General features: G+C 49.0%; 10 protein-coding genes and 7 pseudogenes. 14 read left to right on the forward strand and 3 right to left on the reverse strand.

Features of this window, described 5'->3' with window-relative positions:
- Window positions 1–42 precede the first annotated feature (42 nt).
- From JCM2765_RS11770 to JCM2765_RS11795, 6 genes and pseudogenes are all read left to right on the forward strand, one after another.
- Window positions 43–1,696 (forward strand): annotated as a pseudogene (locus JCM2765_RS11770) (peptide ABC transporter substrate-binding protein).
- A 752-nt stretch (window positions 1,697–2,448) separates the two neighbouring features.
- Window positions 2,449–4,083: a peptide ABC transporter substrate-binding protein gene (locus tag JCM2765_RS11775; protein WP_054736924.1), complete on the forward strand. Its 1,635-nt coding sequence runs from the start codon at window positions 2,449–2,451 to the stop codon at window positions 4,081–4,083.
- A gap of 163 nt (window positions 4,084–4,246) precedes the next feature.
- Window positions 4,247–5,173, forward strand: a pseudogene (gene opp3b, locus JCM2765_RS11780) (oligopeptide ABC transporter permease).
- Window positions 5,174–5,188: 15 nt separating this feature from the next.
- Entirely contained in the window at window positions 5,189–6,211 is a 1,023-nt protein-coding gene (locus JCM2765_RS11785) for an ABC transporter permease (RefSeq protein WP_054736925.1), read from the forward strand.
- A 12-nt stretch (window positions 6,212–6,223) separates the two neighbouring features.
- Window positions 6,224–7,320 (forward strand): annotated as a pseudogene (locus JCM2765_RS11790) (ABC transporter ATP-binding protein).
- Window positions 7,320–8,278, forward strand: a pseudogene (locus JCM2765_RS11795) (ABC transporter ATP-binding protein). The pseudogenes JCM2765_RS11790 and JCM2765_RS11795 overlap by 1 nt, the downstream one beginning before the upstream one ends.
- A gap of 856 nt (window positions 8,279–9,134) precedes the next feature.
- Here the strand turns inward: JCM2765_RS11795 and JCM2765_RS11800 are convergent.
- Window positions 9,135–9,794, reverse strand: coding sequence for a histidine phosphatase family protein (locus tag JCM2765_RS11800; protein ID WP_054736926.1), 660 nt, complete (start codon window positions 9,792–9,794; stop codon window positions 9,135–9,137).
- Between the two features lie 16 nt (window positions 9,795–9,810).
- Window positions 9,811–11,665: pseudogene (locus JCM2765_RS11805) on the reverse strand (cation:proton antiporter domain-containing protein).
- A gap of 462 nt (window positions 11,666–12,127) precedes the next feature.
- Here JCM2765_RS11805 and helD point away from each other — a divergent pair.
- From helD to JCM2765_RS11830, 5 genes and pseudogenes are all read left to right on the forward strand, one after another.
- Window positions 12,128–14,425: an RNA polymerase recycling motor HelD gene (helD, locus tag JCM2765_RS11810; RefSeq protein ID WP_054736927.1), complete on the forward strand. Its 2,298-nt coding sequence runs from the start codon at window positions 12,128–12,130 to the stop codon at window positions 14,423–14,425.
- Window positions 14,426–14,781: 356 nt separating this feature from the next.
- A complete protein-coding gene (gene coaA / locus JCM2765_RS11815; RefSeq protein ID WP_054736928.1) occupies window positions 14,782–15,708 on the forward strand; it encodes a type I pantothenate kinase in 927 nt (308 codons plus the stop codon).
- A 230-nt stretch (window positions 15,709–15,938) separates the two neighbouring features.
- Window positions 15,939–17,488 (forward strand): annotated as a pseudogene (guaA, locus tag JCM2765_RS11820) (glutamine-hydrolyzing GMP synthase).
- 254 nt (window positions 17,489–17,742) lie between these two features.
- Complete coding sequence (locus JCM2765_RS11825; RefSeq protein ID WP_420852571.1) at window positions 17,743–18,048, forward strand: DUF1304 domain-containing protein; 306 nt, start codon at window positions 17,743–17,745, stop codon at window positions 18,046–18,048.
- Window positions 18,049–18,217: 169 nt separating this feature from the next.
- Window positions 18,218–18,736, forward strand: coding sequence for a GNAT family N-acetyltransferase (locus JCM2765_RS11830; protein WP_054736930.1), 519 nt, complete (start codon window positions 18,218–18,220; stop codon window positions 18,734–18,736).
- A 67-nt stretch (window positions 18,737–18,803) separates the two neighbouring features.
- Here JCM2765_RS11830 and JCM2765_RS11835 read toward each other — a convergent pair whose 3' ends face one another.
- A complete protein-coding gene (locus JCM2765_RS11835; protein WP_054736931.1) occupies window positions 18,804–19,253 on the reverse strand; it encodes a universal stress protein in 450 nt (149 codons plus the stop codon).
- Window positions 19,254–19,502: 249 nt separating this feature from the next.
- Between JCM2765_RS11835 and cas4 the strand changes: the two genes are divergently transcribed.
- The 3 genes and pseudogenes from cas4 to cas2 all read left to right on the forward strand — a co-directional run.
- Window positions 19,503–20,159: a CRISPR-associated protein Cas4 gene (gene cas4, locus JCM2765_RS11840; protein ID WP_054736932.1), complete on the forward strand. Its 657-nt coding sequence runs from the start codon at window positions 19,503–19,505 to the stop codon at window positions 20,157–20,159.
- Window positions 20,156–21,186: pseudogene (cas1c, locus tag JCM2765_RS11845) on the forward strand (type I-C CRISPR-associated endonuclease Cas1c). The gene cas4 and the pseudogene cas1c overlap by 4 nt, the downstream one beginning before the upstream one ends.
- Window positions 21,187–21,198: 12 nt before the next feature.
- Window positions 21,199–21,336, forward strand: a 138-nt coding sequence (gene cas2 / locus JCM2765_RS16775; protein ID WP_082405116.1) for a CRISPR-associated endonuclease Cas2, incomplete at its 3' end; no start/stop codon positions are given.

Here is a 21,336-nt window from a genome sequence, read left to right on the forward strand (position 1 = left end):
TTATCAGCAATTATTTTAAGTTGTGATTGGGGAGGAACTTCAATGAAAGTTTCAAAAATATTAGGGTTAGGGGCTGTTGCGGCAGTCGCTTTAACGTTGACGGCCTGTGGCGGCAAGTCATCCAGCTCGTCATCAAGTAGTAATGGGAGTTATGCGTCAGATCAAACGGTCAACTGGATGGAAAGTTCGCAGTTGCCGACCATGGATATTTCGCTGGCAACGGATGAAATCAGTATGAATATGCTGAACAACACCAACGAAGGCATTTACCGACTTGGGGAAAACAACAAGGTTGAACCTGGGTTGCGACGAAGACGACCACTTCCAAGGACGGGAAAACGTGGACCTTCAAGTTGCGTCATGCCAAGTGGAGTAACGGTGATCCAGTGACGGCCCAAGACTTCGTTTATAGCTGGCAACGGACGGTGAACCCCAAGACCGGTGGCCAGTACGCCTACATCTTCTCCGGTGTGAAGAACGCCGACCAGATTATGAAGGGCAAGAAGGCCGTTAGCACGTTGGGCGTCCAAGCTACGGGCAAATACAGTTTGAAGGTTACGCTGGACAAGAACATTCCATACTTCAAACTGTTGTTAGGCTTCGTGCCATACTTCCCACAACACGAATCATTCGTGAAGGCTCAAGGTAAACAGTACGGGACTAAGGCTGCCGGTGTGCTGTCAGACGGCCCATACAAGATCAAGGGTTGGACTGGGACTAACGATTCATGGTCATTGGTCAAGAACAACAGCTACTGGGATGCTAAGAACGTCCACTTGAAGGCCCTGAAGGATCAAGTCACCAAGGATTCCGGGACTGCGTTGAACTTGTTCCAGAGTGGCAAGCTTGACGAAGCCGTCTTGAGCGGTAGTCAAGTGAAGAACATGCTGAAGGACTCGAAGATGAATGTGCGTCCCGAAGCGCGTTCTGGGTATTTGGAAATGAACCAAAAGAAGGTTAAAGCCTTCAAGAACTTGAAGATTCGTCAAGCGATGTCATATGCGCTTGACCGCAAGACGTTTACCAAGAACGTGTTGGGCGACGGCTCAATTGCTGCACCAGGGTTTGTCACTAAAGGTTTGGCCAAGAACCCTAAGACCGGCGCTGATTTTACCACCGATGCTGATAGTAAAGGGGTTGGTATCACCTATGACGCCAAGAAAGCCAAGCAACTCTGGAAGGAAGGCTTGAAGGAAATTGGCAAGAAGTCGTTGACCATCAATCTGATGTCCGATGATACGCCACGGGAAAAGAACACTGCCGAATACGTCCAATCACAACTCCAAAAGGAATTACCGGGCTTGCACGTAACGGTTTCAGCCATTCCTTACAAGCAACGGTTGGATAAGTCCGCTAAGCACCAATTCCAGATGGTCTTGACCCTCTGGGGGGCCGATTACTCAGACCCATCCACTGACTTGGACATCTTGACCTCAACCAACTCGTACAACAACGGTCAATGGACCAATAAGCAGTACGACGCCTACATCAAGGCCGCCGATAACGCACCTGCTGGTCAAGACCAACAACGTTGGAACGATATGGTTTCAGCCGAAAAGGTTTTGCTGAAGGACCAAGGCGTCATCCCACTGTATCAATCACGATGCCACAGCTGTTGAACCCAAAGGTGAAGGGCTTGATCTACAACACAGCCGGCACACCATTCAACTTTAAGGAAATGTACGTGGCGAAGTAACGCGGTTACCTCACCAGTTTAAAATCGAAAAGTCGCTCACTTTGTGGTGGGTGACTTTTTGGTCATATAGGGGATTATCAGTTTTCAAAACGTGGCGATTTGCGTAAACTGTCGATTCCGGTAAGTGGCTAGGTTCCAGCTGTGGGGACCGGGCTGAGCCAAAGAGCGGTCTCGCTGCCGACAATCCGCAAACAAGAGGTCGGTCAGAAAATTAGGCTCAGCCGTGTCGTTTCACTTGGGTGGCGTTCCTTGCCGCCCTAGTGAAAGACCTGCTTTTGAGATGCGGGTTTTCGGCTCAAAACAGTGTCCACGACGTTCCAGCCCAAATTTTCTGACCGACCGGCTGTGCCCGCAATATCAACCGTGATTAACGCGTCAGCGAAGCCAAACGTCACAAACACTGCACACTAAAAACCATTAGCAATCACTTCTTCCAGCGTGAATAACAAGTGTCATAAATGAGACCCGTTCACCCGAAACGTTGCGTTATCAACTTTACGAAAACTTATTCGACAAAGCGAAAAAATATGCATTTCGGTGAACCCTTATAAATCAAGCGATTAGGGCTTTTTATACGATTAAGATGATAAAGCAACATTGATTTTAATGGTTTTTTAATATACAATATACACATTATTGCTTGTACTATACTTGTAGGATGTTTATGCGTGTGCATCGTGACACGCAGGGCTGTTACTTAGTGGTAGACGCTTGCACTAAGTAACTGTGGCGATACGTAGGGAGTGATCACCATGAAATTTGGGAGAGCGTTGCAATTAGGGATCGTTGCTGGGGCTTCCGGGCTGTTGTTAGTGGCCTGTGGGTCGAAGTCCAGCCAGCAGCATTTAGCCGATCATCAAACCCTGAACTGGGTCGAAACGGCTAACTTGCCCACCATGGATCCGTCTAAATCGACCGATGTTGTGAGTGGCAAAGCACTGAACAACGTGGATGAAGGACTGTTACGTTTGGCGGCAAACGCTAAGGTAAAGCCCGGCGTTGCGAAGTCCTATGATGTCTCAAAGGACGGGAAAACCTGGACGTTTAACCTGCGCCATTCCAAGTGGAGCAATGGCGATGCCGTCACTGCGCAGGACTTTGTTTATGGTTGGCAGCGGACGGTCAAACCAAGTACGGCGTCTCAGTATGCTTATTTGTTCGACCACGTCGCCAACTATGATGCGGTAAATAAGGGTAAACTGGCACCGTCTAAGTTGGGAGTTAAGGCTGATGGCAAGTATAAGGTTGTTGTGACCTTGTCGAAACCCCAGAGTTATTTCAAATATTTAGTGGGCTCACCGGCCTTCTTCCCGCAAAACCAAAAGGTCGTTCAAAAGTACGGCAGTAAGTACGCGGCTAACGCAACCGATGCCGTGTACAACGGCCCCTTCAAACTGACCGGTTGGACGGGGACCAATAATAGCTGGCACTTGGTGAAGAATAAGCAGTACTGGAACGCCAAGGCCACGAAGCTAAACCGAATCAACTTCCAAGTTATCAAGGATCAAGGGACTTGGTACAGTCAGTATCAGGGTGGCAAAGTGGATGAAATCATCACCGATGGCACCCAGTACCGGCACTTGAAGCATGATAAGGAGATGCAACTTCGTAACGGGGCTTCGACCTTCTACCTGGAATTGAACCAGCGCAAGGGCTTCTTCAAGGATAACGTTAACGCGCGCAAGGCCATTTCGTTAGCAATCAACCGTCAGCAGTTGACCAAAAACGTGTTGGCGGATGGCTCGCAACCAGCTAAAGGCCTTGTCCCGACGAACTTAGCTGAGTACAAGGGGACTGACTTTGCGAAAGCGGCCTACGTTAAATCTGGGACGGCGTACAACCTGAAACAGGCAACGGCGCTTTGGAAACAGGCACTGAAACAGTCTGGTAAATCTAGCATCTCGCTGGAGCTGTTGGCGGATGATACGCCAAACGGTAAGAAGACCGCGGAATTTATCCAAAGTCAGCTGACCAAGTTACCAGGGTTGAAAGTGACCACCAGTAACGTGCCGTTTAACGTTCGGTTGAGCCGCTCTAATGACGGCGACTTCGATATGGTGATTGGCGGCTGGATCGCCGATTTCCCAGATGCGATTTCGTTTAGTTCACTGTTTACGTCGACCAATGCCTATAATCGTGGCAAGTGGCAAAACAGCACTTACGACACGGCAGTGAAGAACGCTGAGGGGAAGGACGCTAACGATGCCGCGGCGCGCTGGCAGGATTTGACCACGGCCGAAAAGACCCTGATGCAACAACAAGGGATCGTGCCACTGTATCAACAAACCCAAGCGCAGATGCTGAAGACCAAGGTCAAAGGGGTCGTGTACTTCCCAACTGGCGCCCAATGGGACTTTAGTCACGCTTACATCAGTGATGCGAAGTAGGGTCAATTAAGTTAACCAACGGCTGATCTAGAATCAGTTGCTGAAAATTCTAGTGGAGGTAAGGATCGACCTGCGTCAATCCTTACTTTTACATAGCACTCATTTTTGAGCAATCGTGCTCAACGCGTTTAATTAATAGTTAGTAGAATGGAGAGGTAGCTTCATGGCGAAATATTTAGGCAAGCGGATATTTTATCTGCTATTAACGTTATTCATCGTCATCACCGTCACGTTCTTCATGATGAAGCTGCTGCCCGGGACACCGCTGACCAACCAGCAAAAACTGTCACCGGCGCAACAACACTTGATCTTGAAGCAGTACGGTTTGACAAAACCGGTTTGGCAACAGTACCTGATTTACGTGGGCGGCATCTTCCACGGTGACTTTGGGACCTCGTTCCAATTTAGTGACCAACCCGTCTCATACTTGATCTCAAGCCGGATCGGACCATCATTGATCTTAGGGCACAAGCCATGATCTTAGGGGTCATTCCTGGTATCTTAGTCGGTGCGTTAGGGGCTATTAAGAAAAATACCTGGGTTGACTCGACGACAACCATCGTCTCAATTCTTGGGATCTCCATTCCAAGTTTCGTGTTGGCGGTTATTTTACAGTACTACGTTGGCTTGAAATTGGGTTGGTTCCCAATTGCCGACTGGGGCGGCTTCTCCTACACTGTCCTGCCAACGATTGCGTTAGCGGCGTCACCGTTCGCCGATACGGCCCGGTTTATCCGGACGGAAATGGTGGACGTTTTGAATTCGGATTACATTGAGCTGGCAACGGCTAAAGATGAGTAAGTGGGGCGTGATTTATCACCATGCCTTGCGGAACAGTCTGATTCCGGTGGTCACCATCATCGGACCATTGGCCGTTAACATTATGACCGGGTCAATGGTTATCGAAAACATTTTCTCAGTGCCTGGGATCGGGGAACAATTCGTTAAGTCGATTTTGACCAACGACTACCCAACCATCATGGCCGTGACGATCATGTATAGTGTCTTGTTGATGTTAGTGCTGTTACTGACCGACATCGTCTACGGCATTATCGATCCACGAATCCGAATTACGAATACCAGTAAATAAGTGGGAGGAAAATAAATGGCTGATGAAGTTAAACTGCCAGCAGATAGTTTTGAACCGTTAGATAAGTCAAAACACTTAGACAGTGAAAAAATTGCCGCGCCTAACCTGACGTTTATGCAGGATGCTTGGCGGCGGTTGAAGAAAAATAAGGGTGCCATTATTGCCATGATTTTACTGATTCTCTTCTTCGTCATGGCATTTGGGTCAGCGTTCATTTCACCACATGATCCCAATGCGGTTCACCCACAGTTTGCAAACTTACCACCAAAGTGGCCGGGCATCGACATCAACGGGTTTAACGGGACGTTGATGCAAGCCGGTTCTCGAGTTGATGCTTACCAAGCTGCCGGGGCTGCGAGTCACGTGCACTATTGGTTAGGGACCGACTATCTTGGTCGGGATATGTTATCCCGGATTCTTTATGGGACTCGAATCTCACTGACCGTTGCCGTGGTTGCCACCATGGTTGACCTGTTATTCGGGGTTACCTTCGGCCTCTTCTCAGGCTGGAAGGGCGGCTGGGTCGATAACTTGATGCAACGGATTATTGAAATCATCATGTCGATTCCCAACCTGGTTGTCGTTGTGCTGTTGATCCTGGTGTTAAAACCCGGGATGATGTCGATTACGATTGCCATTGCCTTTTCAAGTTGGACCACCATGGCCCGGTTGATTCGGGCGCAGACGTTGGAGTTAAAGGAGCAAGAGTACGTGTTAGCGGCTAAGACGCTGGGCGAAAGTTCCATCAAAATCGCCTTCAAACACTTACTACCGAACCTCTCAAGTATCATTATCATTCAAACGATGTTTACCATTCCAAGTGCCATCTTCTTCGAAGCGTTCCTATCCTACGTTGGGATCGGGATCAGTTCACCAAAGGCTTCCCTTGGGACCTTGCTGAACGATGGGCAGAAGAACTTCCAATTCTTGCCGTATCAAATGTGGTATCCAGCAATCGTGCTGTCGATTATCATGATTGCCTTCAACGTTTTCGCCGATGGCCTTCGGGATGCCTTTGATCCGCAAACGAAAGAGTAGGTGAACCCTGAAATGGAAAGTAACGAAACCATTTTGTCCGTGAAGGACCTCAAAATTAACTTTAAGACCTACGCTGGGACGGTCAAGGCGATTCGTAATGTCAGCTTCGATTTGAAAAAGGGCGAAACGCTCGCCATCGTCGGGGAATCTGGGTCGGGTAAAACCGTCACCACCCGGTCGATCATGGGGCTGTTAGCAACAACGCTGAAATTGCTGGCGGGGAAGTTGATTTTCACGGCAAAGATATTTTAAAGATGTCACAAAAGGAACTTGAAAACCTTCGGGGCGCGCAAATCGCCCAAATTTTCCAAGATCCAATGACCTCACTGGACCCAACCATGCGGATCGGCCGTCAAATCGCCGAACCGTTGATGGTCCACAAAGGGGTCAAAAAGGATAAGGCAATGGCGCAGGCGCTGGAAATGATGAAGTTGGTTGGCATCACGGATGCTGAACACCGCATTAACGACTACCCGCACCAATTCTCAGGTGGGATGCGGCAACGAATCGTGATCGCGATTGCGTTGATCAACTACCCCGAAATCCTGATTGCCGACGAACCAACCACCGCGTTGGACGTGACGATTCAAGCCCAAATATTGGACTTGATGCGTGAGTTGCAAGATAAGATCTCGACTTCAATCATCTTCATCACCCACGATTTAGGCGTGGTGGCCGGAATGGCTGACCGCGTGGCTGTTATGTATGCCGGTAAAATTGTGGAATACGGAACAGTTGACGAAATCTTCTACAACCCAAAGCACCCCTACACTTGGGGCCTGTTGAGTTCAATGCCAACCTTGGATACCAATGGTGAGGAATTACCATCGATTCCAGGGACGCCACCAGATTTACTGGATCCACCAGCTGGGGACGCCTTTGCGGCTCGGAATCCATATGCGTTGAAGATTGACACCGAAAAGGAACCACCGTTCTTCAAGGTGTCACCAACCCACTACGCGGCAACTTGGTTGCTCCATCCGGATGCCCCAAAGGTAACGCCACCGATTCAAATCTTACAGCGCCAAGAGCAGTTTGCGAAGTTGCAACAACAACTCGCCGATGCTGACCTGCACCACCAAGTTCAAGAACAGGAGGAGCAGCAATAATGGACGAGCTAAACCGTAAAAAAGTCTTGGAAGTCAAGCACCTCAAGCAGTATTTTAACGTTGGCAAAAAGGACGAAGTGAAAGCCGTCGATGATATCTCCTTTGACATCTACGAGGGTGAAACGTTCGGGTTAGTTGGCGAATCTGGCTCTGGGAAAACCACGGCTGGGCGGGCAATCATTCACCTGTACACGCCAACGAGCGGGTCGATCAAGTTCAACGACCAAGAAGTCATTGGCATGCGCGACAAGCAAAAGATGCAACAATTCCGGCGTGACATGCAGATGATCTTCCAAGATCCGTACGCCTCATTGAACCCGCGGATGAAGGTCAAGGATATCATCGCTGAAGGCATCGACATCAACCATTTGGCTAAGGACGACGATGACCGAAGCAAGCAAGTGGCTGACCTGCTAGAAACGGTTGGTTAAACCGCGACCACGCTAGTCGTTACCCCCACGAATTTTCTGGTGGTCAACGGCAACGGATCGGGATTGCTCGGGCGTTAGCCGTTCAACCAAAGTTCATCATCGCCGACGAACCAATCTCCGCGTTGGACGTGTCGATTCAAGCCCAAGTGGTCAACTTGATGAAGCAGCTCCAACGGGAACGTCACTTGACGTACCTGTTCATCGCCCATGATTTATCGATGGTCAAGTACATCAGTGACCGCATCGGCGTGTTGCACTACGGCCGGATGCTGGAAGTCGGCACGGCGGATGAAGTTTACAACCACCCGCTTCACGACTACACCAAGAGCCTGCTGTCCGCCGTTCCCGTACCCGATCCAGAGTACGAGCGGACTCGGACTCAAATTGATTATGATCCAAAATACGAAGATGGCTCTAAGAAGCGTGAACTCGTTGAGATTGCGCCACACCACTTCGTCCAAGCCAGTGAAGACGAAATTCCAATGTATCGCGACCGCGCGAAAAAGATGGGACTTGAGCTGGTCTAACTGAACAGTAACTGGAAAGCCGAACCTGTGTCTGGGTTCGGCTTTTTTGTCATTTGTATGGCGAGCGGTGATTTGCGTAATCTTTCGATTCCGGTAGGCGGTTTGGTTCCAGCTGTGGGGACCGGCCTGAGCCGAAGGGCGGTCTCAGGCCTCGAAGTTAAGCCTCGCCAAACCCGTACGAGTCTTAACTTCGTCCCCGATGATTGGCGGTTGCTGGAAGCCCGCCATCAACCACCAATCATCGCGACACAGCAGGAACCTAACCGCCTACCTACATCTTACGTTGGCGCAATTCGGCGCTATTGCAGATCATCTCAAGTGCTTAGCTGAACGGCTTGCTGTCGTGCTACGGTACCGCAACGACCGGCGTTAATTCGATAAATCGCAAAAACTGGTCTGCAGTCGATGCTTCAGAATCGCGATGAATAAACGTTAATTCATTCTGAACGTTGACTTAACGCGCTTGAATGCACTGATGGCGCAATGCTGTAAAGTTGTCATTCAACGTTTACTGAGATGTTCGCAATTGTCATTGTCCGACAGTTTGGCCTTCCATGATAAATTTTCGGGAGCGCGGTCCCGCTGCCGATAACCCGCAAACAAGAGGTCGGTCAGAAAATTGGGCCTCAGCCATGACATTATACTTGGGTGGCGTTCTTTGCCGCCCTAGTATAAGGCCGAATTCTAAGACGTGAACTTTCGGCTTAGAATCGTGCCCATGGCGTTCCAGCGTCCGATTTTTTCGCCGGCCGGTTGTGCCCACAATATCATCCATGATTAACGCGTCAATGAGGACGCCAGCGCAAACAAAAACCGCCACCCGTAATTAAACGAGTGGCGGTTAACTAGCTTAAGATTAAAGTTCCTGATCCGCATTGTTGTAGTAATCAACGCTGATCTGGCCGTCTGTGACGGTGAGTTTGGTGACGGCGCCGTTGAGGGCTGAGACCGCGATGTCGATGTCCGGCGCGAAGCGGGAGACGATGCTGCGGATGGTGGTGCCGTGAGAGGTGATCAGGACGTTGTCGCCATCATTGGCGTTGGCGATGACAGTGTCGAAACCGGGTTGGAGCCGGGCCCAGAATTGGGCGTTGGTTTCGGCGTCACCGGTTGGGTCGAGGTCGTGTAACATGTCCTTGATGGTTTCGATAGAGTAGGTGCTGATCAAGTCGTTAAAGGTGTTATGCGCTTCAGGACCGCCAACCAAGTGCCAAGTTGCCACGTCATCGTTACCTTCGTAATAGCCGAAGTTTTCTTCCCGAAAGGCGGCATTTGGAATCGCCTCGGTCAACGGGCTTGGGTTTCGGGCCAAGATGGCTTCGGCCGTTTGGCGGGCACGGGGCAGGTCGCTGGTGTAGGCTTGGTCGAAGGTGATTTTGCTGAGCCGGTCACCCGCGTGGGCGATGTCGGCTAAGCCAGTTTCGGTCAGGGGCGCGTCGATCCAGCCTTGGAGCCGGTGGTATTTGTTCAAATACGTTTGGCCGTGGCGGACGAGGTAGATGTTAAAGGTTGTCATGAAAGTTCCTCCTGAGTTAGTTCAATTTGCCAAGTTCCCGACGGATGCGGGGCGCTTCGGCTTTACTGCTGGTGAATAAAATGCGGTCGTTCAGCTTCAATGGTGTATCACCACTTGGGCGAACAAAGCGCTTCTCCCGGTAGATTTGGGAAATGGTGATGTCGTCGATGAACGGCAGGTTGCGAATCTGAATATCGGTATACTTGTGATTCCGGAGTTGGACTTCGAAGACGCCAGATTCGGTGGCGGTGAGCAGTTGGATAGTCGATGGCGTTTCAATCAGCCCGCGAAGCATGCTGATGTTGACGTCTGGGGTGCTGTAAACTTCCACCCCCATTTTAACCAGCGTTTCCTTCCGCTCATCGAGAATGTTGGGGTCTTCGAACCGGGCAATGACGCGGTTGACACCATATTGCTTAGCCGCTTTAGCGAGTCGGTAGTTTTCCTTAGAGTTACTCTGCCCCAGCACCACGATGTCGGCGTCAAAGACGTTTTCAGCAACGAGGTCGTCTGGTACCAGATTTTTCAGTAGGTGCACGTCGGTTTCGCTATTAAAGGCCCGGTAGTTCGGCTCCCGGTCAGTATACATATGAATATCATACCAGGATTTGGCCAACTGTTGGGCAACTGGAACGGTTAAGAGGTTGGTGCCGATAAAATGCACCGTGGTTGGCTTCTGGTCAGCGGCCTCAGTTGAGTAGCGCTTGTTGAAGAGGAGCGGGCCAACCACACAGGTGATGATGGCGGCTAACAGAAAGGCGCCGGACTGCTGACTGGTGATTTTGTGCAGGTGTTCGGCAACTTGCAGGATGGCTAAAACCACGGTCAAAGTCGTGCTGGTCATGGCAGCGCCGGCGAAGGCATTTGCCGTTTTAAAGCGTAGTTTCAGGACCGGGAAAACCGCCAGTTTGGCAACGAAGTAGGCGATGAGAAATACCGGAATCAGGATCAACGTTTGCCGGTCGTTCAACAGGGTGCGTAGGTTGAGACCCACACCACTCATGATGAAGAAGATCGGGATGAAGAAGCCGTAACCGATGGAATCCAGACGCACTTTCGTTTCTTCGTGGGGTTCGAGTAACTTGATGACGATCCCAGCGAGGAAGGCGCCAAGGATCCCTTCAGCCCCAACCGATTCAGCGGTGGTGACCAGCGCAACGATGACGAAGAATGAGAGGCGCACGTCCAGTTGGGTGGTGGACTTGTTGATGCGGTCGAAGAACTTGAAGAACGCTTTGAACCGCCAAACGAGGGCGGCTGCGGCGAGGAGAATCAGCAGTAACAGCACAGTGACTTGGACGTTGGGCTGTAGACTGAGGCGTAAAAGGTCAGTCCCAGCATAGGCACGACTTCACCTAACGCGGAGATCAGAAGCACGGTTTGTCCGAATGGCCGGCTGAGGAGTTCCTTTTCCTTGAGCGCCGCAATCACGATGCCCAGTGAAATGGTCATGAAGAGGATCGCTGATAACCACATGTCGCTGAAGAGGCCGGTGACTTGCAGGAGCCAGCCGAGGCCAATCGATAGAACGACGATGGTACCGTAACTGATGAAGCCAGCGCCACTGATGAGTATTTCGGCGCGTCTAAGGCCTGCTTTTGCTCCAGTGGGGTGAGTTCAGTGTTTCGCTTTCGAAACAGGCTAAAGTCGATTTCTAGGCCACTCAGGAACAACAGCACGATGACGCCGACGTTTTTAAGCAGGTCGAGGGTCGTGTTGGCCGTGATCAGGTCGAACACGCTGGGGCCGAGAATCACGCCGACGATGATTTCGATGACGGCGGTTGGCAGTAGCGTGAGTTTGAAGCGCGCCATGATGAGTGGAATGAGGAGGGCGGCTAGTAAGATGATGACTAAGGAGATTTGGTCCATTGGTTGACACTTCCTTGATGGATTTTGGTATTTTGTGTGAGCTATTTTGGGGTGGTGCGGGTTAGGTGGTGGTGAAGATGATGTGGGTTGAGGCTGCTTTATTTTCGGTAGTCTTGGAGCTGATGTTTTTGGTAAGTTGGGTGGGTCGCTTTCTTTGCGACGTGAGGATTGCTTTACATTTTTGTGATTGGCGACGAGCGTTCAGGCAACGTTGTTTTCGTCGCGAGGATGATTGGATTTTTTAGTAGTCAATACAATAGAGGGGTTGTCGTCGTAGGCTTTTCTGGCCACCGCGCCGAAACGTGCGGAGTGAAGCAGATAGCTGCATGTAAGGTGAACAAGCAAAAAGGCCAAGCCCGGGCCTTTTCACTTGTTCACCTTACACTCCGCTATCTAAACGCTTCCCTCCGCACTCTAAACGTGTTACACTTATACATCGAAATTCACGATTGGAGGTTCATTATGGCAGCGACAATTAAGCAACAAGAGCAAGCCCATCTCGATTCAGTAGTTGATAAGATCAAGGTGGCTCAGACCAAATCACAAGAGCGGATCGATCAAGCAGCTTCGGACGAAACAGCCATTCGTGATAATTTCTCAAATGAGCTCCGATTGAAGACCGATTCATACGGCGGCATGATGGAGACGGCCCTTTCCGTTCGGCAGCAACAACAGTTACTGGGCGAACGTCAGCACAGCTGGCAACACGCCACTAACGAGTTGGCCACGTTAAAGAAAATGGAAAAAACACCCTACTTTGCGCGCATCGATTTTCACGAAGCGGGCGAAGATCGCAGTGAAACGATCTACATCGGCTTAGCGTCATTTTCAGACGAGCCGGATCGCTTCCTAGTATATGACTGGCGGGCGCCGATTTCTAGTGTTTATTATGACGGTGGGTTGGGCGATGTGACCTACCAGACGCCGGATGGTGAACAGACCGTCACGGTGAAATTAAAACGCCAGTTCCAAATTGAAGACGCAACCATTAAGACGGTGTTCGATACTGAAGAAGCCGTTGGTGATCAAATGCTGCTGGACGCTTTGAGCGAACAGTCTGACACCAAGATGAAGAGTATCGTCACCACCATTCAAAAAGAACAAAACCAAATTATCCGGGACACCAAGTCGGATCTCCTGTTCGTTCAGGGGGCCGCTGGTTCCGGGAAAACGGCGGCCGTGTTACAACGGGTGGCTTACCTGTTGTACCGCTACCGGGGCAAGTTAACAGCTGGCCAAGTGGTGCTATTCTCACCCAACCAGTTATTTAACGATTACATCGACCAAGTGTTGCCTGAACTTGGTGAACAAAACATGGTTCAGATGACGTACTACCAGTACTCGGGTCGCCGGGTACCGAAGTTGGCGATTGAAACGTTGTCACAGCGGTTTAGCGAAGACTATACGGATGCGCAAAAGCGAATCGATTCGTTGAAGGGCAGCTTAGACTTCTTCGATGCCGTGACCGCTTACGCCAACCATCTGGAAAAGGAAGACATGATCTTCAAGAATATCAACTTCCGGGGTAAGCCATTCTTCACCAAGGAAAAGATTGCGGAAATCTACTATAGCTTTAACGAGAACTATCGCTTAGGGAACCGGCTAGACGGGACCCGCGAACAATTGATCAAACAATTGAACCGCCGAATCAGTGCCGAAATGCGGACCAAGTGGGTCGAAGAAGCCGTTCAAAGCCTCAGCAAAGAAGACCTCGATAACCTGTTTGACAACCAACCGCGCGAATTTGAATCCGAAGACAAGGAATTCCAGTTCTTAGCGCGGAAGATCGTCATGAAGGCCTTTACGCCAATTCGTCAAGCGGTGGTCCGGAACCGGTTCTTGAGCATTAACGCCCAGTTCGTGCACATGTTGCGCTCGATGCCAGCCATCATTGACCTGCCAGCATTTGGCATCAGTCGTGAGGACTGGAAGGCCAGCGTTGCCCGGGCAGTTGATAGTCTGAAAAACCGGCACATCACGTTGAGTAACGTTTCAGCTTACCTCTACCTGTACGATAAGATCACGGGTAAGCACGGCGAACGCGATATGCGCTACGTGTTCATTGACGAAATTCAAGATTACACGCCGTTCCAATTAGCGTTCCTGAAGTTCAGTTTCCCACGGGCACGCTTTACGCTGCTGGGGGACTTGAACCAAGCCATCTTCACCAAGGAAAATAGTCGTACGCTGTTGAGCGAACTGAGCACGATGTTTGATCCGGAGAAGACCCGGGTCGTTCAATTGACCCAATCGTACCGGTCAACGCAACAGATCACCGACTTCACCCGCCATATTCTGGTGAACGGGGAAGCCGTAACGGCGTTCAACCGAAGCGGGGCGCTACCAGTGGTGAGCGTTTCGGCGGATGCGGAAAGCACGATTGCGCGCTTGAAGCAGCAACTCGACGCCAATAACGCCGCCAAGGAAACGACAGCCATTATTGGCAAATCCTTAGCTGACTGTCGGGCTTTAGCTGACCGGCTTCAAGCGGATGGCGTGAAGGTGACGTTGATTCAATCCGAAAACCAACGTCTGGCGCCCGGTGTGATCATCGTGCCATCCTTCCTCGCTAAGGGGTTGGAATTCGATGCGGTTATCGTTTGGGAAGCGTCTAAGAAGACTTACTTTGATGATGGTGAACGGCAATTGCTTTACACGATCTGTTCACGGGCGATGCATCAGCTGACCGTTTTGGCGACCGGTGAGTTGTCGCCGTTGTTTGGGACGGTGCCGGCTGAGGAGTATGTGTTGGAGGGTTAGGTTGCTGACCTGACTATTTGATTTAACTGCATTGATACGCTTGCGAGTGTTTCGATGGGGTTAGCTAGCGCAACTGTTTGGCTTGGTAAGTATCGAACTGACTTCTTAACTGAAGATTATTGATGAGGTTACTTTCACATCGAGACTGCTATATAGCCTAAACGTGTGAAAAGTTGCAGACCTCGGCCATATAAGTAGCGGGCACCACGAACTCCCAAAGCCCGGGAATTCGCGGTGCCCGCTACTTATATTCTGAGGCCTAAACGCGACTTTTCACACTCTCCTACAAAAATGATAGCGCTTCATGTATAATAAACACAATGCATTTTGCAACGAACGGATTGAGGCGGACACTGATGACGAATGATTTAATTAACTATGATAGTTTTACCAAGGCAGAGTGGCGTGATTTTTACCAAGACGCGTCGGTGCCCCTGACACAGGCTAGTTTGAAGCAGATTCAAGCGTTCAACGACCAAATCTCGGTGCAGGACGTGCAAGATATTTACATTCCGCTGATTCACTTCCTCGGCTTGGAGATCAACCAGTTTGATCACTGGCAGAGCGTGAAGGCGAAGTTTCTGCGGCAAAAAGCGCGACACGTGCCCTACATTATCGGAATCGCCGGGAGTGTGGCGGTGGGGAAGAGTACCACTGCGCGGCTGCTGAAGGTTTTGATGAACCACTTTTTCGGCGATCAGCGGGTGGAGTTGATCACGACGGATGGGTTCTTGTATCCGACGGCTGAGTTAAAGAAACGCGGGATCCTTGACCGAAAAGGGTTCCCGGAAAGTTACGACATGAAGGCGTTGATCAAGTTTTTGAATAACGTCAAATCCGGTAAGAAGGTCATGGAAGTGCCAGTCTACTCCCACAAGGTGTACGATATTGTGCCGGATGAGGTACAAGAAATCGTGCAGCCAGACGTGTTGATCGTTGAAGGTATCAACACTTTACAACTGCCAAGTACCGAACAAATCTACGTGTCGGACTTTACGGACTTTTCGATTTACGTGGATGCGGAGCCGGATATGATCGAAACGTGGTATTTGGAACGGTTTAAGGCGTTGTTGACGCTGGCGGCGGATGATCCGGATAACTACTATCATCACTATACCGAGGGTGATCTGGATACCGCAGTGGCGGCGGCTGAGCACATCTGGAATACGATTGACCTGCCGAACTTGGAGGAATACATTCTGCCAACCAGAAGCCGGGCGGACATGATCATTCATAAGGGTGATGCTCACATGATCGACCGGGTGATGTTACGGAAGTCGTAATGTGTGCGTTGCTGATTTTGGTCTAGCCGAATAATGAGAAATTAACGTTATACCGAACAAGTTGAGTGAAACGCTTTCAATTCAGTCAGTTACCGTGAATTTGCTTAAAAAATGAGGTTAGAGAAAGCCGAACAATAAAAAGTTGCTAATTTTAATTGACCGGCATTCGAAATACCCGTATGATAGTGGCATAGTGATAATTTCAGGTTTAATAAAAAGGAGTGAACGGATTGGCAAAGGTGGATTTATCGTCCTTTGATAAGATCATTGTGCTGGACTTTGGTAGCCAGTACAACCAATTGATTACACGACGGATCCGTGATTTAGGCATCTATTCTGAATTGATGTCCCATAAGATCACGGCGGCCGAAGTCAAAGCCCTTAATCCTAAGGGGATCATCTTTTCTGGTGGCCCAAACAGTGTGTACGCTAAGGATGCACTGCGGGTGGACCCAGAACTGTTCGAGTTAGGGATTCCGATTTTGGGAATCTGCTACGGGATGCAGTTGATGGCTTACACGCTGAATGGTCAAGTGGACTCAGATAATGGCCAATACGGCCGGGCAGCGATCACGGTTACCAGTGATGATGCCAAGTTATTTGCCAACACACCCAAGGAACAAAACGTTTGGATGAGTCATGGTGACTTGGTAACCAAGGTACCTGAAGGGTTTGAAGCTGTTGCAACCAGCCCTGAATGTCCAATCTCTGCGATGCAGGATACCACCCGCAACTTCTACGGAATTCAATTCCACGCCGAAGTTCGGAACACCGATTACGGTAACGAGATCCTGAAGCACTTCGCCTTTGACGTCTGTGGCGCCGAAGCAAACTGGTCAATGGATGACTTCATTGACTTACAGATTCAACACATCCGCGAAACTGTCGGTGACAAGAAGGTCCTCTTGGGCTTGTCTGGTGGGGTTGATTCCTCAGTGGTTGGCGTGCTCTTGCACAAAGCCATTGGTAACCAACTGACCAGCATCTTCGTTGACCACGGTCTGCTGCGGAAGGGTGAAGCAGAACAAGTGATGGACAGTTTGAAGGGTAAGTTCGGCTTGAACATTATCCAAGTCAACGCCCAAGAACGGTTCTTGTCGAAGCTGGCTGGTGTCAGCGAACCCGAAAAGAAGCGCAAGATCATTGGGAACGAGTTTATCCAAGTCTTCAATGATGAAGCCCAAAAGCTGGACGGCATCGACTTCTTGGCCCAAGGCACGTTGTACACCGACGTGATCGAAAGCGGGACTGACACGGCGCAAACCATCAAGTCTCACCATAACGTGGGCGGTTTGCCAGAAGACATGCACTTCCAATTGATCGAACCACTGCGTTCACTCTTCAAGGATGAGCCCGTGAATTAGGTGAAAAGTTGGGCATGCCATCTGACTTAGTCTGGCGCCAACCATTCCCTGGTCCTGGTCTGGGTATTCGAGTTATCGGTGAAATCACCGAAGAAAAACTCGAAATCGTCCGTGATAGTGACCTGATCCTCCGAGAAGAAATCAAAAAAGCCGGCTTAGACCGCGACATCTGGCAATACTTCACCGTCTTACCAGGTATCCGTTCAGTCGGTGTCATGGGTGACGGCCGGACCTACGATTACACCGTTGGTATTCGGGCCGTAACTTCTATCGATGGGATGACTGCCGACTTCGCGCACATTCCATACGAAGTCTTAGCTCAAATCAGTACGCGAATCGTTAACGAAGTGAAGCACGTTAACCGAATTGTGTATGACGTTACGAGTAAGCCACCTTCGACTATTGAGTGGGAATAAACGCCTAGCAGTTAGTAGGCTGAGTTCTTACTCGGTAAACGATTAAGATGAAATTTGAAAGCTACTGTGAGTACTTAGTGATAGGTGCTTACGGTAGCTTTTTTAGTTGGACCGTTGGAATTGCAACGGCGTACCGTGACGCCTATACTAGACGTGGTATTATTTGGTAAAATTCGGTTCAAAAGGGGTAGGGGAAAGTGAATAGCGTTAGTTTAATTTTAGTCGTTATTTTAGGCATTCTGCACATCGGCATCATGGGGTTGGAAATGTTTGCGTCACCGGCCACTCAAGCCAAGAGCTTTGGGATGCCAGAACGGTTCGTCCACCAACCGGAGGCGCAAACGGCGCTGAAGAATCAAGGCATCTATAACGGGATGCTTGGGGTACTGTTTCTGCTGAGTTTAGTGTTGTTCAGCGGTAGTGCGCAAGTGATGGTGTTCCGGTTGCTGAGTGCATTTGTGCTGGTGGTTGGCTTGTATGGTGGGTTTACTGCTACGAAGAAGATCTTTTTGATTCAGGCGTTGCCGGGTTTGGTGACGTTGGTGAGTTTGTTTATTTGAAGATGAATTGAAAAGGCTATCATGGTGCCGGTTGAGGTACTGTGATAGCTTTTTGTGTTTGATCGTGATTGAAGTGGACTTATAATTTGAATGCGATGAAGAATTGATTGACCGATGTGTTTGAAAAATGCTAACTTAAATTTGAGAGAAAGCAAGAGGAGTGAGCGAAATGAAAATTGAAACTGTGAGTAAAGCAACTTTAGCGCCAAGTTTAGCATTAATCACTACGGCATTCGCCACAGCAGAACATTCGGACGGTCATGAAGCAGAGTTGGTTGCAGCGTTGCGACAAAGCGAGCACTATCATCAAGAGTTCGACGTGGTGGCGGTTGTTGATGGACAGGCTGTTGGTCATGCGTTGCTGAGTGAAGCGCGGGTTGGTGACGATGGGGCGCTCGTGTTGGTATTAGCGCCGCTGGCGGTTTTGCCGGCGTATCAGAGTCGAGGAATTGGTGGTGCGTTAATTCGAGAGTTGGAATTGCGGGCGGCCGATTCGCAGTTTTTGGCGATTTCGATTTTGGGGGATCCGGACTATTATGGGCGGTTTGGGTATCGGCCTGCTGATGAGTTTGGGGTGACGGCGCCGATGGCTGTTGAGTCGAAGTATTTTATGCTGAAGGCGTTGGGTGATGGGCGACTGAATGGGGTTGCTGGGGAGTTGAGGTATGATCCGGCGTTTGGCATTTAGACAATATGAAAAAATCCGTTCGAAGTCAGTGATTGGCTTTGAGCGGATTTTTGAGTTGGGTTTTGGTTTAGCGGACGACGATGACGGATGCGGTAGATTCGCGGACAACCGCTGCCGCAACGTGGCCGACACGATGGTGATGTGAGCCAAGTACGATGAGGTCTGGTTCAAAATCAGGAATCAAAGTATCGAGTAAGACGTGTTCTGGCCGACCTTCACCAAGCCGTTTTTCAGCATTTTCAACACCAAATTCTTTGGCCTTCGCCAAATACGTATCAAGATGGGCTGAAATTTCAGCTCGGCGTTGATCAAGCACATCGGGTGATAGTGATTGAAAAATGTTCATGTCACCAGTTTCTAGAACGGAAACGATGGCGAGTGGCAGGTTGGCCATTTTTGCAATCGTGCAGGCGTAGTTGAATGCCTTTTGTGATGAGATGTCGTCGTCATCATCGACAGCCAATAGTACACGATGTGGATACATTGAAGTGACTTTAAAGTCGTTTTCGGTAAGCATTGGGTTCCTCCAAAATAGTTGTTTTGTTTCTCTATGTGTTAATCATATCATGGATGAGATTAGATTCAAGTGATTTTTAGGTATGCCAAATAATTATTTTTACTATTGATTGAAATATTAAATGCGAAAATATTTAAGCAAAAAAAGAAAGCGCTTGCAACTAACTATATTCGGGCTTATATTGAATTTATCGAACAGTAAGATAATACTGAATCTTTTACGCAATCAATGATAGTGAGAGTGAATAAGATGGTATATGACGAATCAGATTATTTAATGATTTCGGGATTACAACACTTTATGTTTTGCCGACGACAATGGGCACTAATTCACGTAGAGCAAGCGTGGCAGGACAACGTATTGACCTTCGAGGGACAGCAGCTGCATCATAAAGCGGATCAACCAGAGATTCGGGAACATCGTGGCGATACGGTTGTTATTCGAGCACTACCTGTTCATTCAGTTGAATATGGATTAACGGGTATTTGTGATGTCGTTGAGTTTAAACGTCAAGCAGAAGGAATTCAAATTCAACAAGCAACCGGAACTTATCAGCCGATTCCGGTTGAGTATAAGCATGGTCATAAAAAATATGATTCATCAGATGCGTTACAGTTACTTGGCGAAGCGATTTGTTTAGAAGAGATGTTAGGGTGCGCCATTGATAGTGGTGATGTTTTTTATCAAGAAACCCGACGACGAGAAACGATTCCGTTTACACCAGAGTTGCGAACACAGTTTAAGCAAGTCGTTGCGGAAATGCATCAATATTGGCAACGGCGGTACACGCCCAAGGTAAAAACGGGCGCTTGGTGTCGTAATTGTTCACTAAAAGAAATTTGTTTACCTGAAATGATGAAAAAACAATCCGTTTCAAGTTACCTGAGAAAGAAGCTGAGTGAATGAGGCGTTTGTTGAATACACTATATATTACACAACCGGAGTCATATTTGATGCTGGATGGTGGCAATGTATCTGTCAGTGTAGATCATCAATTAATCGGTAAAATTCCGTTGATCAATTTGGAAGGTATCGTGACGTTTGGTCGAGCAGGTGCGAGTCCAGCGTTGATGCAGGAATGTCTATCGCAGCACATTGCGCTTTCGTTTTTATCTCCTCACGGAAAATTTATTGGTCGGGTTGTTGGACCAAGTTATGGCAACGTTGTTTTGAGAAAGACACAGTATGCGCGGTCGTTTGATAAAGAGCAGAGTTGTGAAATTGCTCGAAACTTTATTATCGGTAAACTCTATAACCAACGCTGGCAACTGGAACGAATGACCAGAGATCACGGATTAGTAGTTGATGTAGACGAGTTCAAAGCAGTTTCTAAAAAATTAAATGAAACACTTCAAATGTTATCTGAGGTTAACGACTTAGAAACACTACGAGGAATTGAAGGTAACGCTGCGACACAGTATTTTGCATTGTTTCCACAGATGGTCTTACAGCAACGAGATGATTTTAAGTTCAATGGACGTAATCGCCGACCTCCGAAAGATAGAGTGAACGCACTCTTGTCATTTGCATATACGCTACTAGCTCATGATGTTGCATCAGCGCTTGAGACAGTTGGCTTGATGCCTACGTTGGCTTTATGCATCAGGATCGACCAGGGCGAATGTCTCTGGCGTTAGATGTTATGGAAGAATTGAGAGGTGTTTTTGCAGACCGTTTTGTCTTGCGGCTAATTAATCGTCAGGTCATTAAAGCAGATCAATTTGTGATGGCAGAGAGCGGTGCGGTTACCTTGAAAGATGATGCTAGAAAACTATTTTTAAGCGAATGGCAAAAACGGAAACAAGAGCAAATTGTTCACCCCTATCTCGGTGAAAAAATTATGTGGGGACTTGTGCCATTTTGTCAGGCGATGTTATTGGCGCGTTATCTACGCGGTGACTTAGATGAATATCCACCATTTTTGTGGAAGTGAGGTTGGTTATGTATGTTGATTGTTGCGGCTTATGATATTGCAATTACTTCTGATGGAGGCCAAAAACGTCTAAGTAGAGTTGCGAAGATTTGTTCACGGTATGGCCGCCGAGTACAGAATTCGGTTTTCGAGTGTAATATTGACACTCTT

Origin of the sequence: Secundilactobacillus similis DSM 23365 = JCM 2765 (genome assembly GCF_001311075.1) — a bacterium.
Lineage (GTDB): Bacteria > Bacillota > Bacilli > Lactobacillales > Lactobacillaceae > Secundilactobacillus > Secundilactobacillus similis.

Excerpts from the sequence above, each read along its gene's own strand:
- JCM2765_RS11775 (WP_054736924.1), top strand. The coding sequence starts at position 2,449 with ATGAAATTTGGGAGAGCGTTGCAATTAGGGATCGTTGCTGGGGCTTCC.
- JCM2765_RS11800 (WP_054736926.1), bottom strand. The coding sequence starts at position 9,794 with ATGACAACCTTTAACATCTACCTCGTCCGCCACGGCCAAACGTATTTG.
- cas4 (WP_054736932.1), top strand. The coding sequence starts at position 19,503 with ATGGTATATGACGAATCAGATTATTTAATGATTTCGGGATTACAACAC.
- JCM2765_RS11785 (WP_054736925.1), top strand. The coding sequence starts at position 5,189 with ATGGCTGATGAAGTTAAACTGCCAGCAGATAGTTTTGAACCGTTAGAT.
- helD (WP_054736927.1), top strand. The coding sequence starts at position 12,128 with ATGGCAGCGACAATTAAGCAACAAGAGCAAGCCCATCTCGATTCAGTA.
- JCM2765_RS11830 (WP_054736930.1), top strand. The coding sequence starts at position 18,218 with ATGAAAATTGAAACTGTGAGTAAAGCAACTTTAGCGCCAAGTTTAGCA.
- JCM2765_RS11825 (WP_420852571.1), top strand. The coding sequence starts at position 17,743 with ATGGGGTTGGAAATGTTTGCGTCACCGGCCACTCAAGCCAAGAGCTTT.
- JCM2765_RS11835 (WP_054736931.1), bottom strand. The coding sequence starts at position 19,253 with ATGCTTACCGAAAACGACTTTAAAGTCACTTCAATGTATCCACATCGT.
- coaA (WP_054736928.1), top strand. The coding sequence starts at position 14,782 with ATGACGAATGATTTAATTAACTATGATAGTTTTACCAAGGCAGAGTGG.